The sequence below is a fragment of the Streptomyces sp. AB3(2024) genome, assembly GCF_041862025.1.
Lineage (GTDB): Bacteria > Actinomycetota > Actinomycetes > Streptomycetales > Streptomycetaceae > Streptomyces.
This window is the reverse complement of sequence record NZ_JBGWAB010000036.1, coordinates 14,822-37,597: the sequence shown is the minus strand read 5'-3', so window position 1 is coordinate 37,597 and position 22,776 is coordinate 14,822. Positions and strand designations below refer to the sequence as shown.

The following is a 22,776-nucleotide window of genomic DNA, read 5'->3' as shown; positions in this document are numbered from 1 at the left end:
AGGGCGGGGCGGGAGGGCCGCGGCTCCCCCACCCCGCCCCACCGGGCGGCAGCCGTCAGGCGAGCTTCGCCCTCAGCGTCTCGACCACGTCGGCGAGCGCGACCGGAACCTGCTCCCCGGCCTCCATGTCCTTCATCTGGACCACGCCCTGTTCGAGGTCGCGGTCCCCGGCGACCAGCGCGAACCGCGCTCCGCTGCGGTTCGCGTCCTTCATCGCGCCCTTGAGGCCCTTGCCCCCGTAGCTGATGTCCGCCGCCACACCGGCCCGCCTCAGCTCGGTCACCAGACCGAACAGCACCGGCTTCGCCGCGCCCAGGGCCACCGCGAAGACGGAGGTGGCGGCTGGGATGTCCAGCTCGACGCCCTCGGCCTCCAGGGCCAGGACGGTGCGGTCCACGCCGAGCGCCCAGCCGACCGACGGCAGGGCCGGGCCGCCGATCATCTCGGACAGGCCGTCGTAGCGGCCGCCGCCGCCGACCGCGGACTGCGAGCCGAGGCCGTCGTGGACGAACTCGAAGGTGGTGCGGGTGTAGTAGTCGAGGCCGCGCACGAGCTTCTCGTCGTCCTCGAAGGCCACTCCGGCGGCCGTGACCAGCGCCCGGACCTCCTCGTGGTACGCCTTGCAGGCGTCGCACAGGTAGTCGCGCAGCATCGGGGCGCCGACCAGCTGCTTCTGCACGTCGGCCCGCTTGTCGTCGAGGACGCGCAGCGGGTTGATCTCGGCCCGGCGGATGGTCTCGGCGTCCAGGTCGAGGCCGCGCAGGAAGTCCTGCAGCGCCTCCCGGTACACCGGGCGGCACTCCTTGTCGCCGAGGGAGTTCAGCAGGATCCGGAAGTTGCGCAGGCCCAGCGAGCGGTACGCCTGGTCGGCGAGGATGATCAGCTCGGCGTCCAGCGCCGGGTCCTCGGCACCGATCGCCTCGGCGCCGACCTGCGAGAAGTGGCGGTAGCGGCCCTTCTGCGGGCGCTCGTAGCGGTAGTACGAGCCGGAGTACCAGAGCTTCACCGGCAGGTTGCCCTGCTTGTGGAGGCTGGCCTCCAGGGCGGCGCGCAGGACGGAGGCGGTGCCCTCGGGGCGCAGGGCCAGCTGGTCGCCGCCCTTGGTCTCGAAGGCGTACATCTCCTTGGAGACGATGTCGGTGGACTCGCCGACGCCGCGGGCGAAGAGGCCGACGTCCTCGAAGCCGGGGGTCTCGATGTAGCCGTAGCCGGAGTTGCGCAGGGGTGCGGAGATGGCCTCGCGCACCGCCAGGTACTTCACGGAGACCGGCGGGATCAGGTCGTACGTGCCCTTGGGGGCCTTGAAGGTGCTCACGAAACTCTCGTCACATTCCTCGTCGTGGGGCGGCGGTGCCGTCCCCCAGGCCGGCGGCGACTTCCCGCAGGTACGGGTTGGTCGCGCGCTCGCGGCCGATGGTGGTCTGGGAACCGTGGCCGGACAGCACCACCGTCGAGTCGTCCAGCGGCAGGCACACGCGGGCCAGCGACTGGAGCATCTCGGCGTGGGAGCCGCCGGGCAGGTCGGTGCGTCCGATGGAGCCGGCGAACAGCAGGTCGCCCGAGAAGAAGACCGACGGGACGTCGGCCGCCTCGGGCATCCGGAAGGTCACCGACCCCTTGGTATGACCGGGCGCGTGCGCCACCGAGAACTCCATCCCGGCCAGCTTCAGGGTGCTGCCGTCGCTCAGCTCGCGGACGTCGTCCGGCTCGCCGACGGTCAGCTCCCCCATGAGCGGCATCCCGATGGAACGGCCGAGGGCCTTCTCCGGGTCGCTCATCATGTAGCGGTCCTCGGGGTGGATCCAGGCCGGTACGTCGTGTGCTCCGCACACCGGGACCACGGAGGCCACGTGGTCGATGTGGCCGTGGGTGAGGACGACCGCGACGGGCTTGAGCCGGTGCTTCCTCAGCGTCTCCTCGACACCCTGGGTGGCCTGGTGGCCCGGGTCGATGATGACGCACTCCTCACCGGCGGCGGGGGCGACCAGGTAGCAGTTGGTCCCCCAGGCCCCGGCGGGGAATCCGGCAATCAGCACGTTCGTCCCTCATTCGTCGTCCGGTGGGAGGCAGTGGTTCGGAATCTGCTGCTCAGAGCCTACCGGCGCCCCTCATTACACAGCGAACCCATATACGGTACGGCCTAACCGAGCCCGGACAGCGGTACCAGAGACGCACAAGGAGACGACCCGGTGGTCACGAGCGATCAGCGTCGGCGACAGCTCGCCAGGGAGAAGTACGAGCGCCAGCAGAAGCGCCGGGCGGAGGCCCGCCGCAAGTCCCGCCAGCGCTGGGCGGTGATCGGCGCGGCGGCGGCCGTGGTGGTCGCCACGCTGGTCGGGCTGGTCGTGGGGGGTGTCTTCGACAGCAAGGACAAGAAGGACGCGGCGGCCGAGCCCTCGGCGTCCCCGTCGGCGCCGGCGCCGAAGAAGTCGCCGTCCCCGGCGATGGCGATCGACGACAAGGCGAAGTACACCTTCGACCTGCAGACCAGCGCGGGCGCGATCAAGTTCGAGATGGACGCGGCGAAGACCCCGCAGACCGTCAACTCGTTCAAGTCGCTCGCCGACAAGGGCTTCTTCGACAAGACCAAGTGCCACCGCCTGACCACCGGCGGGATCTACGTCCTGCAGTGCGGCGACCCGGAGGGCACCGGCATGGGCGGCCCCGGCTACACCATCCCGGACGAGAACCTGGACTCCCTGGGCAAGCCGAACGAGCAGGGCCAGGTGATCTACCCCGCCGGCACGGTGGCGATGGCCAACACCGGGCAGCCGGGCAGCGGCGGCAGCCAGTTCTTCCTCGTGTACAAGGACAGCCCGCTGGCCCCGAGCTACACCCCCTTCGGCAAGATCGACGCGGCCGGGCTGAAGGTCCTGGAGGACGTGGCCAAGGCCGGGACGGCCGACGGCGGCCAGGACGGCGCCCCGAAGACCCCCGTGGTCGTCCAGAAGGGCTCCGTCACCAAGAACTGACGGGACCGCGCGGCCCGGTCCGGCCGGTCCGTCGCCCGTACGGCGATATTGCGTCGTGCGGGATGCGGACAGCCGGCCCGGCGGTCGCCTATGTTGGCGTTGTGCAGGGCGGGCGCTGCCCGCCCCAGGAAACTGTGGACGATGCCCGGGGGGCGAACCCCCTCGCGGGCATCAGGTGGAGGAGGCGCTGTGAGCAGCGACCCGTGGGGCCGAGTCGACGAGACCGGCACCGTGTACGTGCGTACTTCCGAGGGCGAGCAGGTCGTCGGCTCGTGGCAGGCGGGCACCCCTGAGGAGGCCCTGGCCTACTTCGAGCGCAAGTACGAGGGCCTGGTGGTCGAGATCGGCCTCCTCGAACGGCGGGTGCGGACCACCGATCTGTCCGCCAAGGACGCCCAGACGGCCATCGAGCACCTGCGGACCCAGGTGGACGAGCACCACGCCGTGGGAGACCTCGCGGCGCTGCGCGTCCGGCTCGACAAGCTGGTGGCGACGGTGGACTCGCGGCGCGAGGAGCGCAAGGTCCAGAAGGCCAAGCAGGCGGACGAGGCGCGTACGGCCAAGGACGCGCTGGTGGCGGAGGCCGAGGAGCTGGCGCAGAGCGACCAGTGGCGCAGCGCCGGTGAGCGGCTGCGGGCCCTGGTGGACATCTGGAAGGGCCTGCCGCGGCTGGACCGCAAGTCGGACGACGAGCTGTGGCACCGCTTCTCGCACGCCCGCTCCGCGTTCTCCAAGCGCCGCAAGGCGCACTTCGCCGCGCTGGACGCGCAGCGCGAGGACGCCCGCAAGGCCAAGGAGAAGCTGGTCGCGGAGGCCGAGTCGCTGTCGAAGTCGACCGACTGGGGTCCGACCGCCGCCCGCTACCGCGAGCTGATGGACAGCTGGAAGGCGGCGGGCCGGGCGCAGCGCGAGGCCGAGGACGACCTGTGGAACCGTTTCCGCGGTGCGCAGGACGTGTTCTTCGCGGCGCGCGGCGAGGTCTTCGCCGAGCGGGACGCCGAGCAGACCGAGAACCTGAAGCTGAAGGAGGAGCTGGCCGTCGAGGCGGAGAAGCTCGTCCCGGTGACGGACCTGAAGGCGGCGCGTGCCGCGTTCCGTTCCCTCAACGAGCGCTGGGAGGCCATCGGCCACGTACCGCGGGACGCCCGTCCCAAGGTCGAGGGCCGGATGCACACCGTGGAGCGGGCGATCCAGGAGGCCGAGGAGGGCGAGTGGCGCCGTACGAACCCGGAGGCGCGGGCCCGTGCGGCCGGTCTGACGGGGCAGCTCCAGGCGGCGGTCGACAAGCTGCGTGAGCAGATCGACGCCGCGCGCGCGGCGGGCAACAACGCGAAGGCCGACAAGCTGGCGCGGGAACTGGAGGGCCGGCAGGCCCTGCTGGACCAGGCGCTGAAGGGCCTGGAGGAGTTCGGCGGCTGACGGCCCCGGACCGCTTCGGACGGGCACCACCGGTTCCTCCTGTGGTGCCCGTTCGCCATGTACGCGTCCGATTCGTTACGCGGTTTCAACACAGGGCGCGCACCGGGAGCACCTGACACCTGTGTACCGTTGTACGGTGCCGCCTCGGCGGCCTTCTGCCGGGCGACGACCAGGATTGAATGTGACGCATACCCAGATACGCGCTGATGTCCCAGACTCACTACTCGTTGCCGAGCCGCTCACCAGCAAGAAGGACTCCGGGCTCCGAGGCGTCGGACGGCGCGTACTCTCCAACCTGCAGCGTGCGCGGAAGGCGCTGCTGATCCACATCGCACTGCGTGCCACCGGTCTCGCCGTCATGGCGATCTGGGCGGAGCGCAAGGGTGTGCAGCCGCTGGAGATCCTGGGCGGGCGCTGGGACGCGATCTACTACCTGCACATCGCCGAGAACGGGCTGACGACCCCGCTGGCGACGCCGTCCCCCTGCGCGTTCGCGGGGCCGAGCTGCCAGATGGCGTTCTTCCCCGTCTACCCGATGATGATCCGCTGGACCTCGTACGTCACGGGTCTGCCCATGAACTGGGTGGCGATGGGCCTGGCGCTCTTGGCCTCGGTGATCGCGGCGTGGGGCATCTTCGCCGTCACGGACAAGATCTACGGCCGTCGGGTCGCGCTGTTCACCTGTGCCCTGTTCGCGATCGTGCCGGCCGCGATGGTGCAGTCGATGGCGTACACCGAGCCGCTCTTCCTCGCCCTGTCGGTGTGGGCGATGTACGCGGTGATGACCAAGTCCTGGCTGACGGCGGGCGTGCTGGCCTTCTTCGCCGGCGCGACCCGGCCCTCCGGTTCGGCCATCGTCGCGGCCGTGGTGCTGGCGGGCGTGTGGGAGTACGTCCAGTGGCGCCGCAAGCGTCGTGCGCAGCGGCCTCCGGTGGGCCGGATCGTCGCGGCCTCGCTGATCGCCCCGCTGGGGTGGTTTGGGTACGTGGGCTACGTCGGCTGGCACTTCGGGCGCTGGGACGGCTACTTCGAACTCCAGCGGCGCTGGGGGTCGGTCTACGACGGCGGTTTCGACACGCTCAACGAGCTGAAGAAGACCTTCACCGAGGTGCACACCACCCTCAACCACGTGGTGGTCAGCCTGACCGTGGTGGTGGCCGTGGTGCTGTTCGTGCTGATGACCCGTCGGCGCCGGCCCCCGATGGTCGTGTGGATCTTCGCGGCGATGATCATGCTGATGGCGCTGGGCGGGGCGGGCTTCTACTTCTCGAAGATGCGCTTCATCATGCCCGCCTTCCCCCTGCTGTTCCCCTTCGCGCTGGCCCTGGCCAGGGCCCGCCGGAGCACGGTGATGTGGATCATCGGATCCGCGACCGTGGTGTCGGCGCTCTTCGGGGGCAACCTCAACTTCGTCTGGTGGGGCTGCCCCTGATCCGGCCGCGCTGCCCGCCGGGGCCCCACAGCCCGGGGGCCCCCCCCCCGGGGGGGGGCGCCCCACCGTCATGTGCGCGGGCCCGGCAGCCGCCCCTCAGGGCCTGCGGGCGGAGGTGACGCGGTAGACGTCGTAGACGCCCTCGACGCCCCGTACGGCCTTCAGGACGTGACCCAGGTGCTTCGGGTCGCCCATCTCGAAGGTGAACCGGGAGGTGGCCACCCGGTCCCGGGAGGTCTGCACGGCCGCCGAGAGGATGTTCACGTGCTGGTCCGACAGGACCCGGGTGACGTCCGACAGCAGCCGGGACCGGTCCAGCGCCTCCACCTGGATGGCGACGAGGAAGACCGAGGACTGGGTGGGCGCCCACTCGACCTCCAGCATCCGCTCGGGCTGCTGGGAGAGGGAGTCCACGTTCACGCAGTCGGCGCGGTGAACCGATACGCCACTGCCGCGCGTCACGAAGCCGATGATCGGGTCGCCCGGCACCGGGGTGCAGCAGCGGGCCAGCTTGACCCAGACGTCGTCGACGCCCTTGACCACCACGCCCGGGTCGGCGCTGCCGCGGCGCTTGGCCCGGCCGCGCGCCGGCGGGATGCTCTCCTCGATGTCCTCATTGGCGGCCTCCTCGCCGCCGAGGGCCTGCACCAGCTTCTGGACGACCCCCTGCGCGGCCACGTGGCCCTCGCCGATCGCCGCGTAGAGCGAGGAGATGTCGGGGTAGCGCATCTCGTGCGCGAGGGTGACGAGGGAGTCGCCGGTCAGGATCCGCTGGATCGGCAGGTTCTGCTTGCGCATGGCCCGCGCGATGGCGTCCTTGCCGTGCTCGATGGCCTCGTCGCGGCGCTCCTTGGAGAACCAGCCACGGATCTTGTTGCGGGCACGGGGGGACTTGACGAAGCCGAGCCAGTCGCGGGACGGGCCCGCGCCCTCGGCCTTGGAGGTGAAGACCTCGACCAGGTCGCCGTTGTCGAGGGTCGATTCGAGCGGCACCAGCCGCCCGTTGACCCGCGCCCCTATGGTGCGGTGGCCCACCTCGGTGTGGACCGCGTAGGCGAAGTCCACCGACGTGGCGCCCGCGGGCAGCGCGATGACGTCGCCCTTGGGGGTGAAGACGAAGACCTCGTTGCGGGAGAGGTCGAAGCGCAGCGAGTCCAGGAACTCGCCCGGGTCCTCCGTCTCCTTCTGCCAGTCGAGCAACTGCCGCAGCCAGGCCATGTCGTTGACGGTGTCCTGGCCTGCGCTGCCCTTGGCGGCCTGCGGGACGTCGGTGCGGACCTTGGAGGCGCCGGCGACGGTCTGCTGCTTGTACTTCCAGTGCGCGGCGATGCCGTACTCGGCCCGGCGGTGCATGTCGAAGGTGCGGATCTGGAGTTCGACGGGCTTGCCGCTGGGTCCGATGACCGTCGTGTGCAGCGACTGGTACATGTTGAACTTGGGCATCGCGATGTAGTCCTTGAACCGGCCGGGAACCGGGTTCCAGCGCGCGTGCACCGTGCCGAGGGCCGCGTAGCAGTCCCGGACGGTGTCCACGAGGACGCGGATGCCCACCAGGTCGTAGATCTCCGCGAAGTCACGGCCGCGGACGATCATCTTCTGGTAGACGCTGTAGTAGTGCTTGGGGCGGCCGGTGACCGTGGCCTTGATCCGGGCGGCTCTGAGGTCGACCATCACCTCGTCGGTGACGACGGCCAGGTACTCGTCGCGCTTGGGGGCGCGCTCGGCCACCAGGCGCACGATCTCGTCGTACATCTTGGGGTAGAGGATCGCGAAGGCGAGGTCCTCCAGCTCCCACTTGATGGTGTTCATGCCCAGCCGGTGCGCCAGCGGGGCGTAGATCTCCAGCGTCTCGCGGGCCTTCTTCTCCTGCTTCTCCCGCTTGAGGTAGCGCATGGTGCGCATGTTGTGGAGGCGGTCGGCGAGCTTGATGACCAGGACCCGGGGGTCCTTTGCCATGGCCACGACCATCTTGCGCACGGTCTCGGCCTGCGCGGCCTCGCCGAACTTGACCCGGTCGAGCTTGGTGACCCCGTCGACGAGCAGGGCCACGGCGTCGCCGAAGTCGCGGCGGAGCTGTTCGAGGCCGTACTCGGTGTCCTCGACGGTGTCGTGCAGCAGACCCGCCATCAGGGTGGCGGGGTCCATCCCGAGCTCGGCGAGGATGGTGGTCACCGCGAGCGGGTGGGTGATGTACGGGTCGCCGCTCTTGCGCTTCTGGCCGCGGTGCCACCGCTCGGCCACCTGGTACGCCTGCTCGATCTGGCGCAGCGTCGCCGTCTCGATCTTCGGGTCGTTGCTGCGGACTATGCGGAGCAGGGGTTCCAGTACCGGGTTGTACGGGTTCGAACGCTGCACGCCCAGGCGCGCCAGCCGGGCCCGCACCCGGTTGGACGACCCGGCCGGCCTGGCAGGGGCGGGCTTGGCCGGGGCGGGCTTGACCGGCGGGGCCGGCGGGGGCGTGGCCGCGGCCGCCGCGGCCGGGTCGGCCTGCGGGTCGGGCTGCGCGGCGGAGAGTGGCTGGACCTCGTCTGGCAAGAGCGCTCCTCATGAGGATCCGGAGCCCCGGTCAGGTCCGGATAAACCATGGTAGCGAGGGTTCCGCCACCCCGTTCTCCGTGGTCGTCCCGCGAGACGCGGCCCCGAGGCCGTTTCCAGCCGGGCGGAGGGCCGTGGTCCCCCGCCGCGGCGCCGCACGCGAAAGCGGCGGGTGTCCGGGAGGAACCGGACACCCGCCGCTCGGCGTACGAAGGAGCTCAGACCAGGATCAGCGCGTCCAGCGGCGCCCCGTCGAGCGCGGGGACGAGCTTGGCGCGCCCCGGCAGGAACGACAGCTCCATCAGGACGGCCACTCCGGCGACCTCGGCCCCGGCCCGCCGGATCAGGTCCAGCGAGGCCTCGGCGGTGCCGCCGGTGGCCAGGACGTCGTCGATGACCATGACCCTGTCACCGGCCGACAGGTCCTCCGCGTGGACCTCGATCTCCGCGGTGCCGTACTCCAGCTCGTAGGACTGCGCGAGCGTGGCCCCCGGCAGCTTCCCGGCCTTGCGCACGGGGATGAACCCGATGCCCGCCCGGACGGCGACCGGGGCGGCGAGGATGAAGCCCCGCGCCTCCAGCCCGACGATCTTCGTCGCGCCGTACCGGCCGGCCAGCTCCACCAGCACGTCCGTCAGCGCCGTGAAGGCCTGCGGGTCGGCGAGCAGCGGGGTGATGTCCTTGAACACCACGCCCGGCTTCGGGTAGTCCCGGACGTCCTTGATCCGGCTGAGCAGCAGCTCGCGGACCTCGGGGGAACAGGCTTCGGCGGTCACCGGCGACGCCTCCCCTGGCCGCCCTGGGAGACGACCTGGGCGCCGTCCTGGGCGGACTCCTGTCCGTCGTCGGCCGGCTCGCCCTTCGCGGTGGCGGCCGCCCGCTTGGCGAGGACCCGCTTCGTCAGGGCCTTCATCGCCGGCTCCCGCTCCTTCAGGTCCACGACCAGCGGGGTCGCGATGAAGATCGAGGAGTACGCACCGGCGGCGAGGCCGACGAACAGCGACAGCGAGATGTCGTTGAGCATGCCCGCGCCCAGGAAGCCGCCGCCGATGAAGAGCAGGGCCGCGACCGGGAGCAGCGCCACGACGGTGGTGTTGATCGAGCGGACCAGCGTGCCGTTGATGCTGCGGTTGGCGACCTCGCTGAAGGTGTAGCGGGTCTGCTTCGTGATGTCCTTCGCGCCCTCCTTGAGACCGTCGAAGACGACGACGGTGTCGTAGAGGGAGTAACCGAGGATCGTGAGCAGACCGATCACGGTGCCCGGGGTGACCTCGAAGCCGACCAGCGCGTACACGCCGACGGTGATGGTGAGGTCGTGGATCAGCGCGATCAGCGCCGCGACCGCCATCCGCCACTCGAAGGCGATGGCGAGGTAGATCACCACGAGGACCATGAAGATCGCCAGGCCGGTCCAGGCCTTGTTGGCGATCTGCTCGCCCCAGCTCGGGCCGACCAGGTCGGCGTTGATCTCGCCCGCGGTGACCTTGAGGTCGGTGGCGAGCTTCGCCTTGACGTCGGCCGCGGCGGAGGTGTCCAGACCGGAGATCTGGATGCGCAGGCCGCCGGTGCCGAGCTGCTGGACGGTCGCGTCGTGCCCCGAGACCTTCTGCGCGGTCTCCGTCGCCTTGGCGACGGAAACCGCCGTCTTCGGGGTGGTGAAGACGGCACCGCCCTTGAACTCGATGCCCATGTTGAGGCCCTGAACGGCCAGGGCCACGATCGCCGTGATGGTGATCAGGATGGAAACGCCGTACCAGAGAAAGCGCTTGCCGACGAAGTCGTAGCCGACCTCACCGCGGTACAGCCTGGCGCCGAGATCTCCCAGCTTCGACATCTCTCACGCCTCCTTTGCGTCGACGGGGGCGGGGACGGGACCCGTACTGCGGGACCGGCGCAGGGGCGGCTTGGCGCCCAGACGCTTGGGGTCCAGCCCGGACCACGGGTGACCGCTGGAGAAGAACTTCGTGCGCGCCATCAGGGTCATGATCGGCTTGGTGAAGAGGAACACCACGACCACGTCGAGCAGGGTCGTCAGACCCAGTGTGAAGGCGAAGCCCTGGACCTTGCCGACGGTGACGATGAAGAGCACCGCGGCGGCGAGGAAGGACACGAAGTCGGAGACCAGGATGGTGCGCCGGGCACGGGGCCAGGCACGCTCGACGGCCGGACGCAGGGTGCGGCCCTCCCGGATCTCGTCCCGGACGCGTTCGAAGTAGACGATGAACGAGTCCGCCGTGATGCCGATCGCGACGATCGCGCCGCAGACGGCCGGCAGGTTCAGCGCGAACCCGATGCCCTTGCCCAGCAGCGACATGATCGTGTAGGTGAGGACCGCGGAGACCATCAGGCTGACGATCGCGATGAAGGCCAGACCGCGGTAGTAGACCACCAGGTAGATCACCACGAGCAGCAGGCCGATGGCGCCGGCGATGAGGCCGGCCTTCAGCTGCTCGCCACCCAGGGCGGCGGTGACGGTGGTGACGCTGTCCTCGCTGAAGGAGAGCGGCAGGGCGCCGTAGGACAGCATGTTGCCCAGGTCCTGGGCGCTCTGCTGGGTGAAGCCACCGGAGATCTCGGCGTTGCCGCCGGTCAGGGCCTGGCTGACGGACGGGTCGGAGATGACCTTGCCGTCGAGCACGATCGCGAACTGGTTCTGCGGGGACTGCTTGGTGGCCAGCTCACCGGTGATCTTGGCGAACTTGTCGGCGCCCTTGTCGGTGAACTGCATCGTGACGATCCACTGGCCACGCTGCTGGTCGATGACGCCCTTTGCGTCCTTCACGTCCTGGCCGTTGACCTGGGCCGGGCCGAGGACCCACTTGCCCCAGGTGGTACCGCGCTGGCCACAGGCCAGCACCGGGTCCTCGGGCTTGGCGCCCTTGCCGGCGGCGGCGCGCTGGTCCTCCTTGGTGCAGTCCAACGCGGCGAACTTGGCCTGCAGGTCGGCGACGGCGGGGTCCACGGGCGGGGCGCTCGGGGCAGGGGTCGCGGGCGGGGTCGTGGCCTTGTCGTCTGCCTTCTTCGACTCGCTCGCCGAGGGCGAGGGAGTGGGGGTGCCCGGGGCCTTGAGGGCCTCGCTGAGCGCACGGCCCTGGGAAGTGGCGCTGGACGACGGGGTGGCCGGGGCGGAGGGCTTGCCGCTGCCTTCGGCCTTGGGGGCGCCGGAACCGCTCGCGGAGGGGGTCGGGGACCCGCTCGGCTTGGTCTCCGGGGCGGCCGGGGCGCCGTCGGCGACGGCCAGCACGGGGCGGAAGTACAGCTGGGCGGTGGTACCGACCTGCTCGCGCGCCTGCTGCTCGTTCACGCCCTTGGGGATGTTCACGATGATGTGGTCGCGGCCCTGCGTCTGGACCTCGGCCTCCGAGACGCCGAGACCGTTGACGCGGCGGTCGATGATGCCGACCGCCGTGTTCATGTTGGTCTCGTTGATCGCGTCCGGCTTGCCGGGCTCGCTCTTGGCCTTGAGCGTGATGCTCGTACCGCCCGCGAGGTCGATGCCCAGGCGGGGGGTCGTCTGCTTCGTGAGGAACATCCCCGCGGTGAGCGCCACCATCGCGATCAGGATGATGGCCAGGGCGCGCCCCGGCCTCCCCTGAGCCCCCGTGGGCCGCCGGCCCTTCTTCGGTGCTGCCACCTTGTCGTTTCTCCCTGTCCAACCGTCCCGCGCCGGGTCAGCGCGCGGACGGCCACGAAATGTGTGGTGGGGACCCCTGCCCCCCGCAGAAGTTCACTGCGGGTACCGCGGCGTCGCCGGTCGGGCGCCGCCGCGGTACCGGCCGGACGTTACTTGGTGCCGGCCTCGCCGTCGGACTTGCCGTCCTTCGGCTCGTCGCCCTTGGGCTCGTCGCCCTTGGGCTCGTCGCCCTTGCCCAGGTCGAGCTTGGGGGCCTCGCCCGCGTCGCCGTCCTTCGACAGGTCCGTCTTCGGGGCGTCGGCCTCGGTCAGCGAGGAGGCGTCGTCCGGGACGACCGGCGTGTCGAGGGTCAGGTCCTCGGTGGCGCCGTGGACGATGCGGTTGTACTCCTCGTCCTCCAGCACGGCGCCGATGGAGTTCTTCGCGTAGATGGCGTGGACGCCGGGAGCCACCTCAAGGGTGACCGTGTCGTCACCGATCTCCTTCACCGTGGCGTACATGCCGCCGATGGTGCGGACGCCGGTGCCGGGCGACATGTCGTTGCGCATCTGCGCGGCCGCCTGCTGCTTCTTCTTGGCGGAGCGGGTCATCAGGAACATCGCCCCGATGAGCACGATGAACGGGAGGAGTGTCACGAGATTCACGGGACGGAGATCCTTCGCACGACCGCACGGGAGACGGCCAATTTCTACGGGGGTGGGCACGCCGACCCGAAGGGTCGGCATCGGCGGAGTCTAGGCGAGTCCGCACCGATGGAACAACGCCCAGCATGGCACCGCAGTTCCTGACCGGGGAAACGCCCGCGCCGTCAGGCCCCGAACAAGCCCTGTTGTCCCCTTGGTCCGCCGCCGGCCAGCTGCGGGGGGACAAGCCCCAGGTGAGCCCATGCGGCGGGGGTGGCGACCCGCCCGCGCGGGGTACGCGCCAGCAGGCCCTCCCGGACGAGGAAGGGTTCGGCCACTTCCTCGACGGTCTCCCGCTCCTCGCCGACCGCCACCGCGAGGGTGGACAGGCCGACGGGGCCGCCGCCGAACAGCTTGAGCAGGGCCTCCAGCACCGCCCGGTCCAGCCGGTCGAGCCCGCGCGCGTCCACCTCGTAGACCTGGAGGGCGGTTCCGGCCACGTCGCGGGTGATCACTCCGTCGGCCCGCACCTGGGCGTAGTCGCGCACGCGGCGCAGGAGGCGGTTGGCGATGCGCGGCGTGCCGCGGGAGCGGCCGGCGATCTCCGCGGCGCCGGCGGTGTCGATCTCCACGTCGAGGAGGCGGGCCGAGCGGTGGACGACCCGCTCCAGCTCCTCGGGGGCGTAGAACTCCATGTGGCCGGTGAAGCCGAAACGGTCCCGCAGCGGCGGGGGCAGGAGGCCGGCCCGGGTCGTCGCCCCGACGAGGGTGAACGGCGGCAGCTCCAGCGGGATGGCGGTCGCTCCGGGGCCCTTGCCAACGATCACGTCGACGCGGAAGTCCTCCATGGCCATGTACAGCATCTCCTCGGCGGGCCGGGACATGCGGTGGATCTCGTCGAGGAAGAGGACCTCGCCCTCCTGGAGGGAGGAGAGGATCGCGGCGAGGTCGCCGGCGTGCTGGATGGCCGGGCCCGAGGTGATCCGGATCGGCGCCCCCATCTCCGCGGCGATGATCATGGAGAGGGTGGTCTTGCCGAGGCCGGGCGCACCGGAGAGCAGGACGTGGTCGGCGGTGGCGCCGCGCTGCTTCGCCGCCTTGAGGACGAGGTCGAGCTGCTGGCGGACCTTCTCCTGGCCGACGAACTCACCGAGGTCCTTCGGGCGCAGGGCCGCCTCGACGGCGGTGTCCTCGCCGTCGGCGGCGGCCGCGACGAGGCGGTCCGGCTCGGGGGTGTCGGTCTCGTCGTACCCGTTCACGGTGTCAGTCTGCCTTCTCGGTCTTCACGGTCGGTGCGGTGTGCGTGGCCCGACGGGGCCCGGGGCGGCCGTCAGCGGGCGCGGTTCAGGGACTGGAGGGCGGCGCGCAGCAGCTGCGGTACGGGCGCGGAACCGCCGGCGGCGATGGCCTCCTCGGCCTGCGGGGTCACGGCCGAGACCGCCTCCTCCGCGTCCCGGGCGGCGTACCCGAGGCCGATCAGGGCGGCCTGGAGCTGCTCGGTCCAGGCCGCCGGACCTGTGGCGACGGCCCTCTGGGCGCCGACGAGGCCGCTGGCTCCCAGCGGGGCCCCGAGCTTGTCCTTGAGCTCCAGGAGGAGCTTCTGGGCGCCCTTCTTGCCGATGCCGGGCACCGCCGTCAGGGCCTTCTCGTCGCCCGTGGAGACGGCGAGGCGCAGCGCGTCGGGGTTGTGTACGCCGAGCATGGCCTGGGCCAGCCGGGGCCCGACGCCGCTGGCGGTCTGGAGGAGCTCGAAGACCTGGCGTTCGTCGTCGTCGGCGAAGCCGTAGAGGGTCAGCGAGTCCTCGCGCACGACCAGGGAGGTCGCCAGCCGGGCCGGATCACCGATCCGCAGGCCCGCGATCGTGTTCGGCGTGCACTGCACGGCCATGCCGACCCCGCCCACCTCGATCACGGCGAGGGTGGGGGCGAGTGCGGCGACCTGGCCGCTGACGAAGGCGATCATCGGGTACGGCCTTTCGAGGCGGCGTGCAGGGCGGCCGCCTGCTGGAGTCGGTTCTGGGCGGGGGCCCGCCAGATGTGGCAGATGGCGAGGGCGAGGGCATCGGCGGCGTCGGCCGGTTTCGGCGGGGCGGCCAGCCTCAGCAACCGGGTCACCATGGCTCCGACCTGCGCCTTGTCGGCCCGGCCGGTGCCGGTGACGGCGGCCTTGACCTCGCTGGGGGTGTGCAGGGCGACCGGTATCCCGCGGCGGGCCGCGCAGAGCATGGCGACGGCGCTGGCCTGGGCGGTGCCCATGACGGTGCTGACGTTGTGCTGGCTGAAGACCCGCTCCACGGCGACGACCTCGGGGCGGTACGTGTCGAGCCATTCCTCGATGCCCCGCTCGACGGCGACGAGCCGGTCCCCCAGTTCGGCGTCCGCGGGCGTGCGCACGACACCGACGCCGATCATGGTCAGCGGCCGTCCGGCGATCCCCTCGACCACTCCGACGCCGCACCGCGTCAGGCCGGGGTCCACCCCGAGTACGCGCATGTCCCTCCCCCGCTCGTCGATCGCCTGTGCGTGCCCGTGCAGGCTATCGGCCGCCACTGACAAAGCGACGGGCCGACGGGGTGTGTCCCGTCGGCCCGTCGCTGTGCACGCGGATCAGGCGTCGACCTTCTCCATGACCTCGTCCGAGACGTCGAAGTTGGCGAAGACGTTCTGCACGTCGTCGCTGTCCTCCAGCGCGTCGATCAGCTTGAAGATCTTGCGCGCGCCCTCTTCGTCCAGTTCGACCTGCATGGTCGGGACGAAGCTGGAGTCGGCCGAGTCGTAGTCGATGCCGGCCTCCTGCAGCGACGTGCGGACCGCGACCATGTCGGTGGCCTCGCTGATGATCTCGAACTGGTCGCCGAGGTCGTTGACCTCCTCGGCACCGGCCTCCAGCACGGTCTCCAGGACGTCGTCCTCGGAGAGCTCGCCCTTGGGCAGGAGAACGACACCCTTGCGGTTGAACAGGTACGAGACCGAGCCCGGGTCCGCCATGGAGCCGCCGTTGCGGGTCATGGCGACGCGGACGTCGGAGGCGGCGCGGTTGCGGTTGTCCGTGAGGCACTCGATGAGCACCGCGACACCGTTCGGGCCGTAGCCTTCGTACATGATCGTCTCGTAGTCGGCGCCGCCGGCCTCAAGGCCGCCGCCGCGCTTGACCGCGGAGTCGATGTTCTTGTTCGGGACCGAGCTCTTCTTGGCCTTCTGAACGGCGTCGTAGAGCGTCGGGTTGCCGTCGATGTCGGCACCGCCCATACGGGCCGCGACCTCGATGTTCTTGATCAGCTTCGCGAAGAGCTTGCCGCGCTTGGCATCGATCACGGCCTTCTTGTGCTTCGTCGTAGCCCATTTAGAGTGGCCGGACATCCGCCTGTCTCCTTCGCGTAACCAACAGTGTTCGTCTCCGATCCTACCGGGAGCCGGTCAGAGCCCGGCGCGCACCATGTCGACGAAGTACGCGTGCACCCGGTCGTCCCCGGTCAGTTCGGGGTGGAACGAGGTCGCCAGGACACTACCCTGACGCACGGCGACCGTGTGGCCCTCGTACGTGGCGAGCACCTCGGCGGCGGCGCCGACCGACTCCACCCACGGGGCGCGGATGAAGACGCCCTCGACGGGGCCGCCCGCTATGCCCGCGAAGTCGATCTTCGCCTCGAAGGACTCGTTCTGGCGGCCGAAGGCGTTGCGGCGCACGATCATGTCGATGCCGCCGAGCGTCTCCTGGTCGTCACGGCCGTCGAGCAGCTTGTCGGCGAGCATGATCATGCCGGCGCAGGTGCCGTAGACGGGCATGCCCGCCCGGACGCGCTCGCGCAGCGGCTCCAGCATGCCGAACAGCACGGCGAGCTTCGACATGGTCGTCGACTCGCCGCCGGGGATCACCAGGGCGTCGACCTCGGCGAGCTCCTCGGGGCGCCGGACCGGCCTGGCCACGGCGTCCGCCGCGGCCAGGGCGATCAGGTGCTCCCGTACGTCGCCCTGGAGGGCCAGGACACCGATCACGGGGGTGGTCATGTCCGACTACCAGCCGCGGTTGGCGTAGCGCTCGGCCTCGGGGAGGGTGTCGCAGTTGATGCCGACCATGGCCTCGCCCAGGTTGCGGGAGGCGTCCGCGATGACCTTCGGGTCGTCGTAGAAGGTGGTGGCCTTCACGATGGCGGCGGCACGCTTGGCCGGGTCGCCCGACTTGAAGATGCCGGAGCCGACGAAGACGCCCTCGGCACCGAGCTGGCGCATCAGCGCGGCGTCGGCCGGGGTGGCGACGCCACCGGCGGAGAACAGCACGACCGGGAGCTTGCCGAGCTCGGCAACTTCCTTGACGAGCTCGTACGGGGCACGCAGCTCCTTGGCGGCGGCGAACAGCTCGTTGTTGTCGTAGCCGCGCAGGCGGGCGATCTCGTTCTTGATCTGGCGCAGGTGGCGGACGGCCTCGACGACGTTTCCGGTGCCGGCCTCGCCCTTGGAACGGATCATGGCCGCGCCCTCGGCGATGCGGCGCAGGGCCTCGCCCAGGTTGGTGGCGCCACAGACGAAGGGGGTGGTGAACGCCCACTTGTCGGAGTGGTTGACCTCGTCGGCCGGGGTCAGGACCTCGGACTCGTCGATGTAGTCGACGCCGAGGGACTGCAGGACCTGGGCCTCGACGAAGTGGCCGATGCGGGACTTGGCCATGACCGGGATGGAGACGGCCTCGATGATCTCTTCGATCATGTTCGGGTCCGACATGCGCGCGACGCCGCCGTCCTTGCGGATGTCGGCGGGGACCCGCTCCAGGGCCATGACGGCCACGGCGCCGGCGTCCTCGGCGATCTTCGCCTGCTCGGCGTTGACCACGTCCATGATCACGCCGCCCTTGAGCTGCTCGGCCATGCCGCGCTTGACGCGGGAGGTGCCGACGGCCGACTCAGCGGACTGGGAAGAGGTGGGAAGCGTGCTCACGGGTTGACCTCACTCGAAAGGAAGACGGGTACTACTGGGCTGAGAAAACCCCACGGACCAGTCCACTGCAAGGGCCAATGTGGAGCCGGTGGCCCCTCGACTTGTCCCCCGCGGCACTGGCCGGACCCGCCCGCGCCTATGCGGGACGGTCCGCCAGGTCCACCGGAGGCTCATCGTCCATTTCGAAGGCGAGCGGGAACGGGGCGTGTCCCGCCAGTCTGAACCACCGCACCTTGCGGTGGGTGCGCAGCGCGCGGGCGGCCCGTACGGCGTCGTTGAGGAACCGCCGCGCCATCGGCACCCGGCGCACGGCCGCCGCCAGGTCCTCGGCCGCCGCCTCTCCCCCGGGAGCCGCCTTGAGCACCTCCACCTGGTCGGCGTCAGCGAACACCGCGCGCAGCGCCTGGCTGAGCTCGCTCTCGGCGACCTCCCGCTGCTCCTCCTCGGCCTGCCGGGCCGCGTGGGCGGCCTCGTACAGCACGAGCGAGGAGGCGGGATCCAGCGCACCGGAGGTGGCCACCTCCAACACCACGGAGGCGCGCCGCACGAGCTGCGCGTCGAGGGCGGCCCGGGCGGCGTCCATGCGCGCATGCAGCCGGTCCAGCCGCCCGGCGGTCCAGCTGAGGTAGACCCCGACGACACCGAGCGCCACCGCGATCCAGACAAGGTTTTCGATCACGGGCCGCGACACTACCGGCTGGGAGCCCGACGGCACGAAGGGGCGGGCTCAGACCCGGTGCCGGGCCACGGCCTCCTCGATCTCACGCGGCTCCGGCGCGGGCCGTGTTCCCGCCTCCCAGTGGGGTCGGGCTGCGGCGAGTTTGACGGCGAGTTCCCGTGCGAGCCGGGTCCTTTCACCGGCCTCTTCGGCATGGGCGATCCTCCGCCCCCAGCGGACGGTGTCTACCACCGCGGACTTCACCGCCTCGAAGGCGAGGTAGTGGCCGAGGTCGGCACGCCATCCCCTGCGGCATTCCTGCGGCGCGGACCGCTCCCAGCCGTCGGTCACCTCACGGGCCTGGTCCGCGCGGTAGGCCGTCTTGTGCAGGTGATCTGCCAGGTCGTAGACCGGGTCCCCCCAGAGGGCGAGCTCCCAGTCGAGGAAGGCCACCCGACCGCCGTCGGTGAGGATCATGTTCTGTCGGTGGATGTCGGCGTGCAGCAGCCCGAAGCGGCGCGCGGCCAGGCCGCGGAAGCGTTCCCTCAGGACCCCGCAGGGATCCTTGGGGACGCCCAGTGCCTCGTACAGCCCTTCGGCCTCCTCGTCGCCCCTGTGCCGGATCGCCTGGACCAAGGCCGTGAGGCGGTCGGCGAAGCCCGTCGTGTCTCCCTCGTCCGGCCAGTCCCGGGGCACCCGGGGCAGGGCGGACGGCGGCACGCGCAGCAGGTCCCGGAAGAGGCCTTCCACCCCTTTCAGCACCGCGCCGGGCAGCTCGGATCCTTCCGGGGCCAGTGTGTCGACCCGTCGGCCCCGGACGAAGCCGTGGATCTGGAAGTCCGGGTCCGTACCGGCGTGGAGGAGGCGCGGCGCGGAGGGAACGCGGTCGGCGATGGCCGCGAGCACCTCGGGTTCCGGCCACAGCGTCAGGTCCATGGCCTCGGCGTCGTGGTTGCGCATCCGGACGACCACCGGCCCGTTCGCGCTCTCCACCCGGACGTTCCGGTTGTAGTGACCCGACTGGCCGGTGTCCCGGGTACGGGCTTCCTCGTACAGAGCTACGGCGTCCACTCCTAGCCTTTCCACCAGGGAGCAAGGGCTTCTTCGACCCGCTCGAAAGTCAGCTCCGGCGGTAACCCCCAGACCAGCCGGGCGGCGTTGATCTTCTTCACCAGCCGCCCGACGAGGAACTCGCGTTCCGGCGGAGGGGCCGCCGCGAGCTGCTTGGAGTAGCGCACGGTGTCGACGACGGCCGACTTGATCTTCTCGTGTGCCATGTACAGATCGAGATCTGCCACAGGGCCGGCTGTGCACTCTCCGCGCAGACGCTCGCGCCACATGCGGAAGACTTCGGCGCGCTGTTCCTCGGGGTAATCCATCTTGTGGAAGTGGATCCCGGTCTCGTACATCGGGTCTCCCCACAGGGCCAGTTCCCAGTCGAGGAACCAGGTCGCGCCATCAGTGACGATCATGTTCTTGCGGTGCAGGTCGGCGTGCAGAACGGAGAACGGCCTGGGGGTGAGACCGTCCCACAGGGGTCGCACCACTGCCAGGGGGTCCTCCGGGATGCCCAGGCGGTCGAACGCCTCCCGGTACTCGCCCACGTGGGTGGAATGGACCTGTCGGGTGAGGTCGGCCAGCAGGCGTCCGAAGGCCGGGCCGTCTCCCGAGGCCGGCCAGTGCGCGGGCAGCGCGGGGGCCTTCTCGCGGGGGATCCGCGTGAGCTGGTCCATCAGGGCGACGACGTCGGTCAGGACGTGCGCGGGAACGGCGGCACCACGCGGTGAGAAGCCGTCGAGCACCCGTCCGGCGATGAAGTGGTGGACCTGGAACCGGGGCGCGTCACTGACGTGCCGCAGTTCCGGCACCCGGCCGGCGTACGGGCGGATGGAGGCGAGTACGTCCTCCTCCCGCCACAGCCGGACGTCCATGGTGTCCGCCGCCGCGATCGGGATCCTTACGTTGACCTTGCCTTCCGGCGTCGGCAGCCCCACGTTGCGGTTGTAGTACCCGACCGCCGCCTCGCCTGAGTCCGTTGCTCGCTCGTACAGTTCGAGCCACGTCATCAGGCCACCTCGACGAACATCGACAGGACGTCCTCCATGCGCCGCTGCGCGGCTGCCGGGTCCCCGAGCGGTCTGACGACCGGCCTGGCGCGGTCGGCCATCGCGGTGAGTTCCGGGTCGTTCAGACCAGCGCGCTCGGCGGCCCGGTGGATGGCCACGATCAGCGACGGATAGACCTGGCAGATCTCGAATTCGCGGGCAGCGTGCACCAGCAGGTCACCGGTCCTGGCGGGCTCGCCCCGCCGCAGGTACATGAAGGCCCTGAACATGTCCGCACGCGCCCGGCCCGACCGGTAGCCGGCCAGGTCGAGGGCCGTGTTGGCGTTGTGGAAGGACTGTTCGGCCCGGTCGAGCCGACCGAGCCTGGTCTGTGCGACGGCCATCGCGGTGTACACCTTGCCGATCTCGTGCTGGGCGCCGAGTTCCCGCTGGATACCGAGAGCCGCGCCCGCTTCGACGACCGCCGCCTCGGGATCGGTGAACGCCAGGAGTTCGGCGCGGTTGGTCCGGACGTTGGCGAGCCCGATCGCCGCTCCGGCGGCCCGGTATTCGGCCTCGGCCTGTACCAGCAGCGTCTCGGCCCGGCCGAAGTCCATCAGGAACCGGTGCCCGAGGTGCATGAGCCGCTTCAAATCGCCCCGGATCACCCCTGGTCCGGGTGCGCAGACCCCCTCGACCTGCTCGGCGAGGGCGAACGCCGCCGCGAAGTCGCCCTGCCACATCCGGATGTCCGCCAGACAGAAGCCCGCGAAGGCCCGGGCCTCCCCTTCGTGGCCGTCCCAGACCCTCTCGAAGATCTGCGCGGCCAGGCCGCTCTCCCCTGCGATCCTGCGGGCGTTCGCGCCGGCCAGGGCAAGGCGGGCCGACACCAGCGAGCGGACCGGGCCCTCCCTTACGGGCGTCAGCGCCATCGCGCGCGCCGCATCACCCAGTTCGAGCCTGGACTCGGCGTCGAGGCAGTCGGCGGCGTCCCGGATCCCATCGAGCGCGGAGTCCGCACGGCCCGTCCTGGCGGACCGGGCGAGAAAGTCCCTGAGGTCTTCGACCATGCCGTCGACCGCGTGGCGACTGCTCATGCCCAGGGCCCGGTCGGCGTGCCCGAGGATCTGCTCCGGAGCCAGGTCCCCCGCGTGGACCCCGTGGTGGACCGCCTCACGCAGCGGAGAGGAGCGGGTGACGCCGGAGTTCTCCGTTCCGGTGTCCACCCGGTCGGCGACCCCTTCCCAATGCTGTCGGAGCACGGCGTGCACGTGCCGGTTGACGGCGTCGGACAGGTGGCGCTGGAGGGCCGCGATCATCAGCTGGTGCAGCCGGTACCACCCCTGCGACAGCGGGTACGCGAAGGAGTAGGCGGTCAGCGACTCCCAGGTCAGCAGGTTCGCGGGAAGGTCGAAGGCGCGGCCGACGGCGCGGAACACCTCCAGGTCGAAAGTCCTCGCGACGCTGAGCAGCTCAAGGATCCTGACCTCGTCCGGAGCCACGTGCTGGAGGAAGCGCTGGACGATCTCCTCCGAGGTTCCCGCGTCTTCGATCGGCTCGGAGTTCTGCACGTGGGTGTCCACGGCCAGGTGGAGGTAGAAGGGAACTCCTTCGCTGGCTTCGGCGATCGACCGCTGCCGCGGAATCTCCGCGATGCCCGCCTCGGCCAGGAGCGCCAGCCGGGCATCCATGGGCAGCCCGCCGAGCGGGGCCCTGCGGATCACGCTCTCCCACTCCCGGTCGTACGCCGCCCAGGGCAAGGGCTCACGACTGGCCAGCGTGGTCAGCCCGCCGTGCAGCTGGCCCAGCAGGTCGCGAACCCAGGCGTCGGAGGCGAAGCTGCGCCCGCCGGGCAGCGGGGTGGGAACCATGGCCTCGTAGGCGTCCACGAAGAGGACGTACGGACGGTCCGCTGCCGACTCCCGCAGTTCCTCGGCGAACAGGTAGGTCACGGCGTGACCCAGTTCGGCGTTCGACAGGCCGTCCAGTTCCCGCAGCGTCTGGTCCGCCTCGATGCGGTGCCGTCGCTGGCGGTTGGAGATCGACCGTTTGGTGAGCCTCACCAGTCCTGCGGCGGTCCCGAAGACCGGCAGGCCCATGGCGTCGTCCAGGATCTTGGACAACACCTCGCTCTCCTCGGCGAACGGGGTGTTCCTCCGGTCCATCTGCAGTTGGGGGTGGACCCGCTGCCACAGGACCGCATAGGCGATGTCGAAGCGGTCGAACTTCACCCCCTGCGAGCCGTACTCCGTCCGCAGCACGGCCAGGGCGTCCTCCTGTTGGCGCAGCGTCGGCAACTGGAGGTCCAGCCGCGCCGTGCGGCAGGTGTCCGGCGTCCGGGCCCGCAGTTGCTGAAGGAGGCGCGACTTCCCGATCCCGCCGACCCCCACCAGGTTCAGGATGCGGGGGCCCTCGGCGACACCCGCCAGTTCCTCGTCGTACATGGCGAGCAGTCCCTCGCGGTTGAAGAACTGCCTCTGTAACGCGGAGACACGCCGATAGCGCGGCCTGATGGACACGATGCTC

At 70.7% G+C, this 22,776-nt stretch carries 20 protein-coding genes; 3 read left to right on the top strand and 17 right to left on the bottom strand.

Annotation, left to right across the window (positions count from 1 at the left end; genetic code table 11):
• Positions 1-55 precede the first annotated feature (55 nt).
• Both hisS and ACEPPI_RS16925 read right to left on the bottom strand, forming a co-directional pair.
• The gene (gene hisS, locus ACEPPI_RS16930; protein ID WP_373916052.1) at positions 56-1,315 is read right to left on the bottom strand and encodes a histidine--tRNA ligase; all 1,260 of its coding nucleotides are present in this window, start codon (positions 1,313-1,315) and stop codon (positions 56-58) included.
• A 10-nt stretch (positions 1,316-1,325) separates the two neighbouring features.
• Positions 1,326-2,036, bottom strand: coding sequence for an MBL fold metallo-hydrolase (locus ACEPPI_RS16925; RefSeq protein ID WP_266837951.1), 711 nt, complete (start codon positions 2,034-2,036; stop codon positions 1,326-1,328).
• Between the two features lie 153 nt (positions 2,037-2,189).
• Here ACEPPI_RS16925 and ACEPPI_RS16920 point away from each other — a divergent pair, with 153 nt between their 5' ends.
• From ACEPPI_RS16920 to ACEPPI_RS16910, 3 genes are all read left to right on the top strand, one after another.
• Positions 2,190-2,972 (top strand): peptidylprolyl isomerase, encoded by a 783-nt coding sequence (locus ACEPPI_RS16920; RefSeq protein ID WP_373916051.1) that lies wholly within the window; start codon positions 2,190-2,192, stop codon positions 2,970-2,972.
• Positions 2,973-3,161: 189 nt separating this feature from the next.
• Entirely contained in the window at positions 3,162-4,391 is a 1,230-nt protein-coding gene (locus ACEPPI_RS16915; protein WP_373916050.1) for a DUF349 domain-containing protein, read from the top strand.
• A 181-nt stretch (positions 4,392-4,572) separates the two neighbouring features.
• Positions 4,573-5,823, top strand: coding sequence for a hypothetical protein (locus ACEPPI_RS16910; protein WP_373916049.1), 1,251 nt, complete (start codon positions 4,573-4,575; stop codon positions 5,821-5,823).
• Between the two features lie 96 nt (positions 5,824-5,919).
• Here ACEPPI_RS16910 and ACEPPI_RS16905 read toward each other — a convergent pair whose 3' ends face one another.
• The 15 genes from ACEPPI_RS16905 to ACEPPI_RS16835 all read right to left on the bottom strand — a co-directional run bounded on the left by ACEPPI_RS16905 (position 5,920) and on the right by ACEPPI_RS16835 (position 22,769).
• Complete coding sequence (locus ACEPPI_RS16905) at positions 5,920-8,358, bottom strand: bifunctional (p)ppGpp synthetase/guanosine-3',5'-bis(diphosphate) 3'-pyrophosphohydrolase (protein ID WP_280914928.1); 2,439 nt, start codon at positions 8,356-8,358, stop codon at positions 5,920-5,922.
• A gap of 218 nt (positions 8,359-8,576) precedes the next feature.
• Positions 8,577-9,134, bottom strand: a complete 558-nt coding sequence (locus tag ACEPPI_RS16900; RefSeq protein ID WP_373916048.1) for an adenine phosphoribosyltransferase — start codon at positions 9,132-9,134, stop codon at positions 8,577-8,579.
• Entirely contained in the window at positions 9,131-10,192 is a 1,062-nt protein-coding gene (gene secF, locus ACEPPI_RS16895; RefSeq protein WP_373916047.1) for a protein translocase subunit SecF, read from the bottom strand. Before secF ends, ACEPPI_RS16900 begins: the two co-directional genes overlap by 4 nt.
• A 3-nt stretch (positions 10,193-10,195) precedes the next feature.
• The gene (gene secD, locus ACEPPI_RS16890) at positions 10,196-11,992 is read right to left on the bottom strand and encodes a protein translocase subunit SecD (protein ID WP_373916046.1); all 1,797 of its coding nucleotides are present in this window, start codon (positions 11,990-11,992) and stop codon (positions 10,196-10,198) included.
• A gap of 149 nt (positions 11,993-12,141) precedes the next feature.
• A complete protein-coding gene (gene yajC, locus ACEPPI_RS16885; RefSeq protein WP_373916045.1) occupies positions 12,142-12,636 on the bottom strand; it encodes a preprotein translocase subunit YajC in 495 nt (164 codons plus the stop codon).
• A 164-nt stretch (positions 12,637-12,800) separates the two neighbouring features.
• Complete coding sequence (ruvB, locus tag ACEPPI_RS16880) at positions 12,801-13,874, bottom strand: Holliday junction branch migration DNA helicase RuvB (RefSeq protein WP_373916044.1); 1,074 nt, start codon at positions 13,872-13,874, stop codon at positions 12,801-12,803.
• Positions 13,875-13,945: 71 nt separating this feature from the next.
• Positions 13,946-14,578, bottom strand: coding sequence for a Holliday junction branch migration protein RuvA (gene ruvA / locus ACEPPI_RS16875; RefSeq protein ID WP_373916043.1), 633 nt, complete (start codon positions 14,576-14,578; stop codon positions 13,946-13,948).
• Positions 14,575-15,108 (bottom strand): crossover junction endodeoxyribonuclease RuvC, encoded by a 534-nt coding sequence (gene ruvC, locus ACEPPI_RS16870; protein ID WP_373916042.1) that lies wholly within the window; start codon positions 15,106-15,108, stop codon positions 14,575-14,577. Before ruvC ends, ruvA begins: the two co-directional genes overlap by 4 nt.
• 114 nt (positions 15,109-15,222) lie before the next feature.
• Positions 15,223-15,975: a YebC/PmpR family DNA-binding transcriptional regulator gene (locus ACEPPI_RS16865; RefSeq protein ID WP_373916041.1), complete on the bottom strand. Its 753-nt coding sequence runs from the start codon at positions 15,973-15,975 to the stop codon at positions 15,223-15,225.
• Positions 15,976-16,032: 57 nt separating this feature from the next.
• Positions 16,033-16,623 carry a pyridoxal 5'-phosphate synthase glutaminase subunit PdxT gene (gene pdxT, locus ACEPPI_RS16860; RefSeq protein ID WP_373916040.1) on the bottom strand — a complete coding sequence of 197 codons (591 nt, stop codon included), beginning with the start codon at positions 16,621-16,623 and terminating at the stop codon, positions 16,033-16,035.
• 6 nt (positions 16,624-16,629) lie between these two features.
• On the bottom strand, positions 16,630-17,547 hold the full coding sequence (gene pdxS / locus ACEPPI_RS16855) for a pyridoxal 5'-phosphate synthase lyase subunit PdxS (RefSeq protein WP_373916038.1): 918 nt from the start codon (positions 17,545-17,547) through the stop codon (positions 16,630-16,632).
• A gap of 136 nt (positions 17,548-17,683) precedes the next feature.
• Positions 17,684-18,226: a hypothetical protein gene (locus ACEPPI_RS16850; RefSeq protein ID WP_373916037.1), complete on the bottom strand. Its 543-nt coding sequence runs from the start codon at positions 18,224-18,226 to the stop codon at positions 17,684-17,686.
• Between the two features lie 48 nt (positions 18,227-18,274).
• Complete coding sequence (locus ACEPPI_RS16845; protein WP_373916036.1) at positions 18,275-19,276, bottom strand: aminoglycoside phosphotransferase family protein; 1,002 nt, start codon at positions 19,274-19,276, stop codon at positions 18,275-18,277.
• A gap of 2 nt (positions 19,277-19,278) precedes the next feature.
• A complete protein-coding gene (locus ACEPPI_RS16840; RefSeq protein ID WP_373916035.1) occupies positions 19,279-20,271 on the bottom strand; it encodes a phosphotransferase family protein in 993 nt (330 codons plus the stop codon).
• Entirely contained in the window at positions 20,271-22,769 is a 2,499-nt protein-coding gene (locus tag ACEPPI_RS16835) for a hypothetical protein (protein WP_373916034.1), read from the bottom strand. The genes ACEPPI_RS16840 and ACEPPI_RS16835 overlap by 1 nt, the downstream gene beginning before the upstream one ends.
• Between the last annotated feature and the right edge of the window lie 7 nt (positions 22,770-22,776).

Excerpts from the sequence above, each read along its gene's own strand:
- pdxT (WP_373916040.1), bottom strand. The coding sequence starts at position 16,623 with ATGACCACCCCCGTGATCGGTGTCCTGGCCCTCCAGGGCGACGTACGG.
- ruvC (WP_373916042.1), bottom strand. The coding sequence starts at position 15,108 with ATGCGCGTACTCGGGGTGGACCCCGGCCTGACGCGGTGCGGCGTCGGA.
- ruvA (WP_373916043.1), bottom strand. The coding sequence starts at position 14,578 with ATGATCGCCTTCGTCAGCGGCCAGGTCGCCGCACTCGCCCCCACCCTC.
- ACEPPI_RS16865 (WP_373916041.1), bottom strand. The coding sequence starts at position 15,975 with ATGTCCGGCCACTCTAAATGGGCTACGACGAAGCACAAGAAGGCCGTG.
- ACEPPI_RS16840 (WP_373916035.1), bottom strand. The coding sequence starts at position 20,271 with ATGACGTGGCTCGAACTGTACGAGCGAGCAACGGACTCAGGCGAGGCG.
- secF (WP_373916047.1), bottom strand. The coding sequence starts at position 10,192 with ATGTCGAAGCTGGGAGATCTCGGCGCCAGGCTGTACCGCGGTGAGGTC.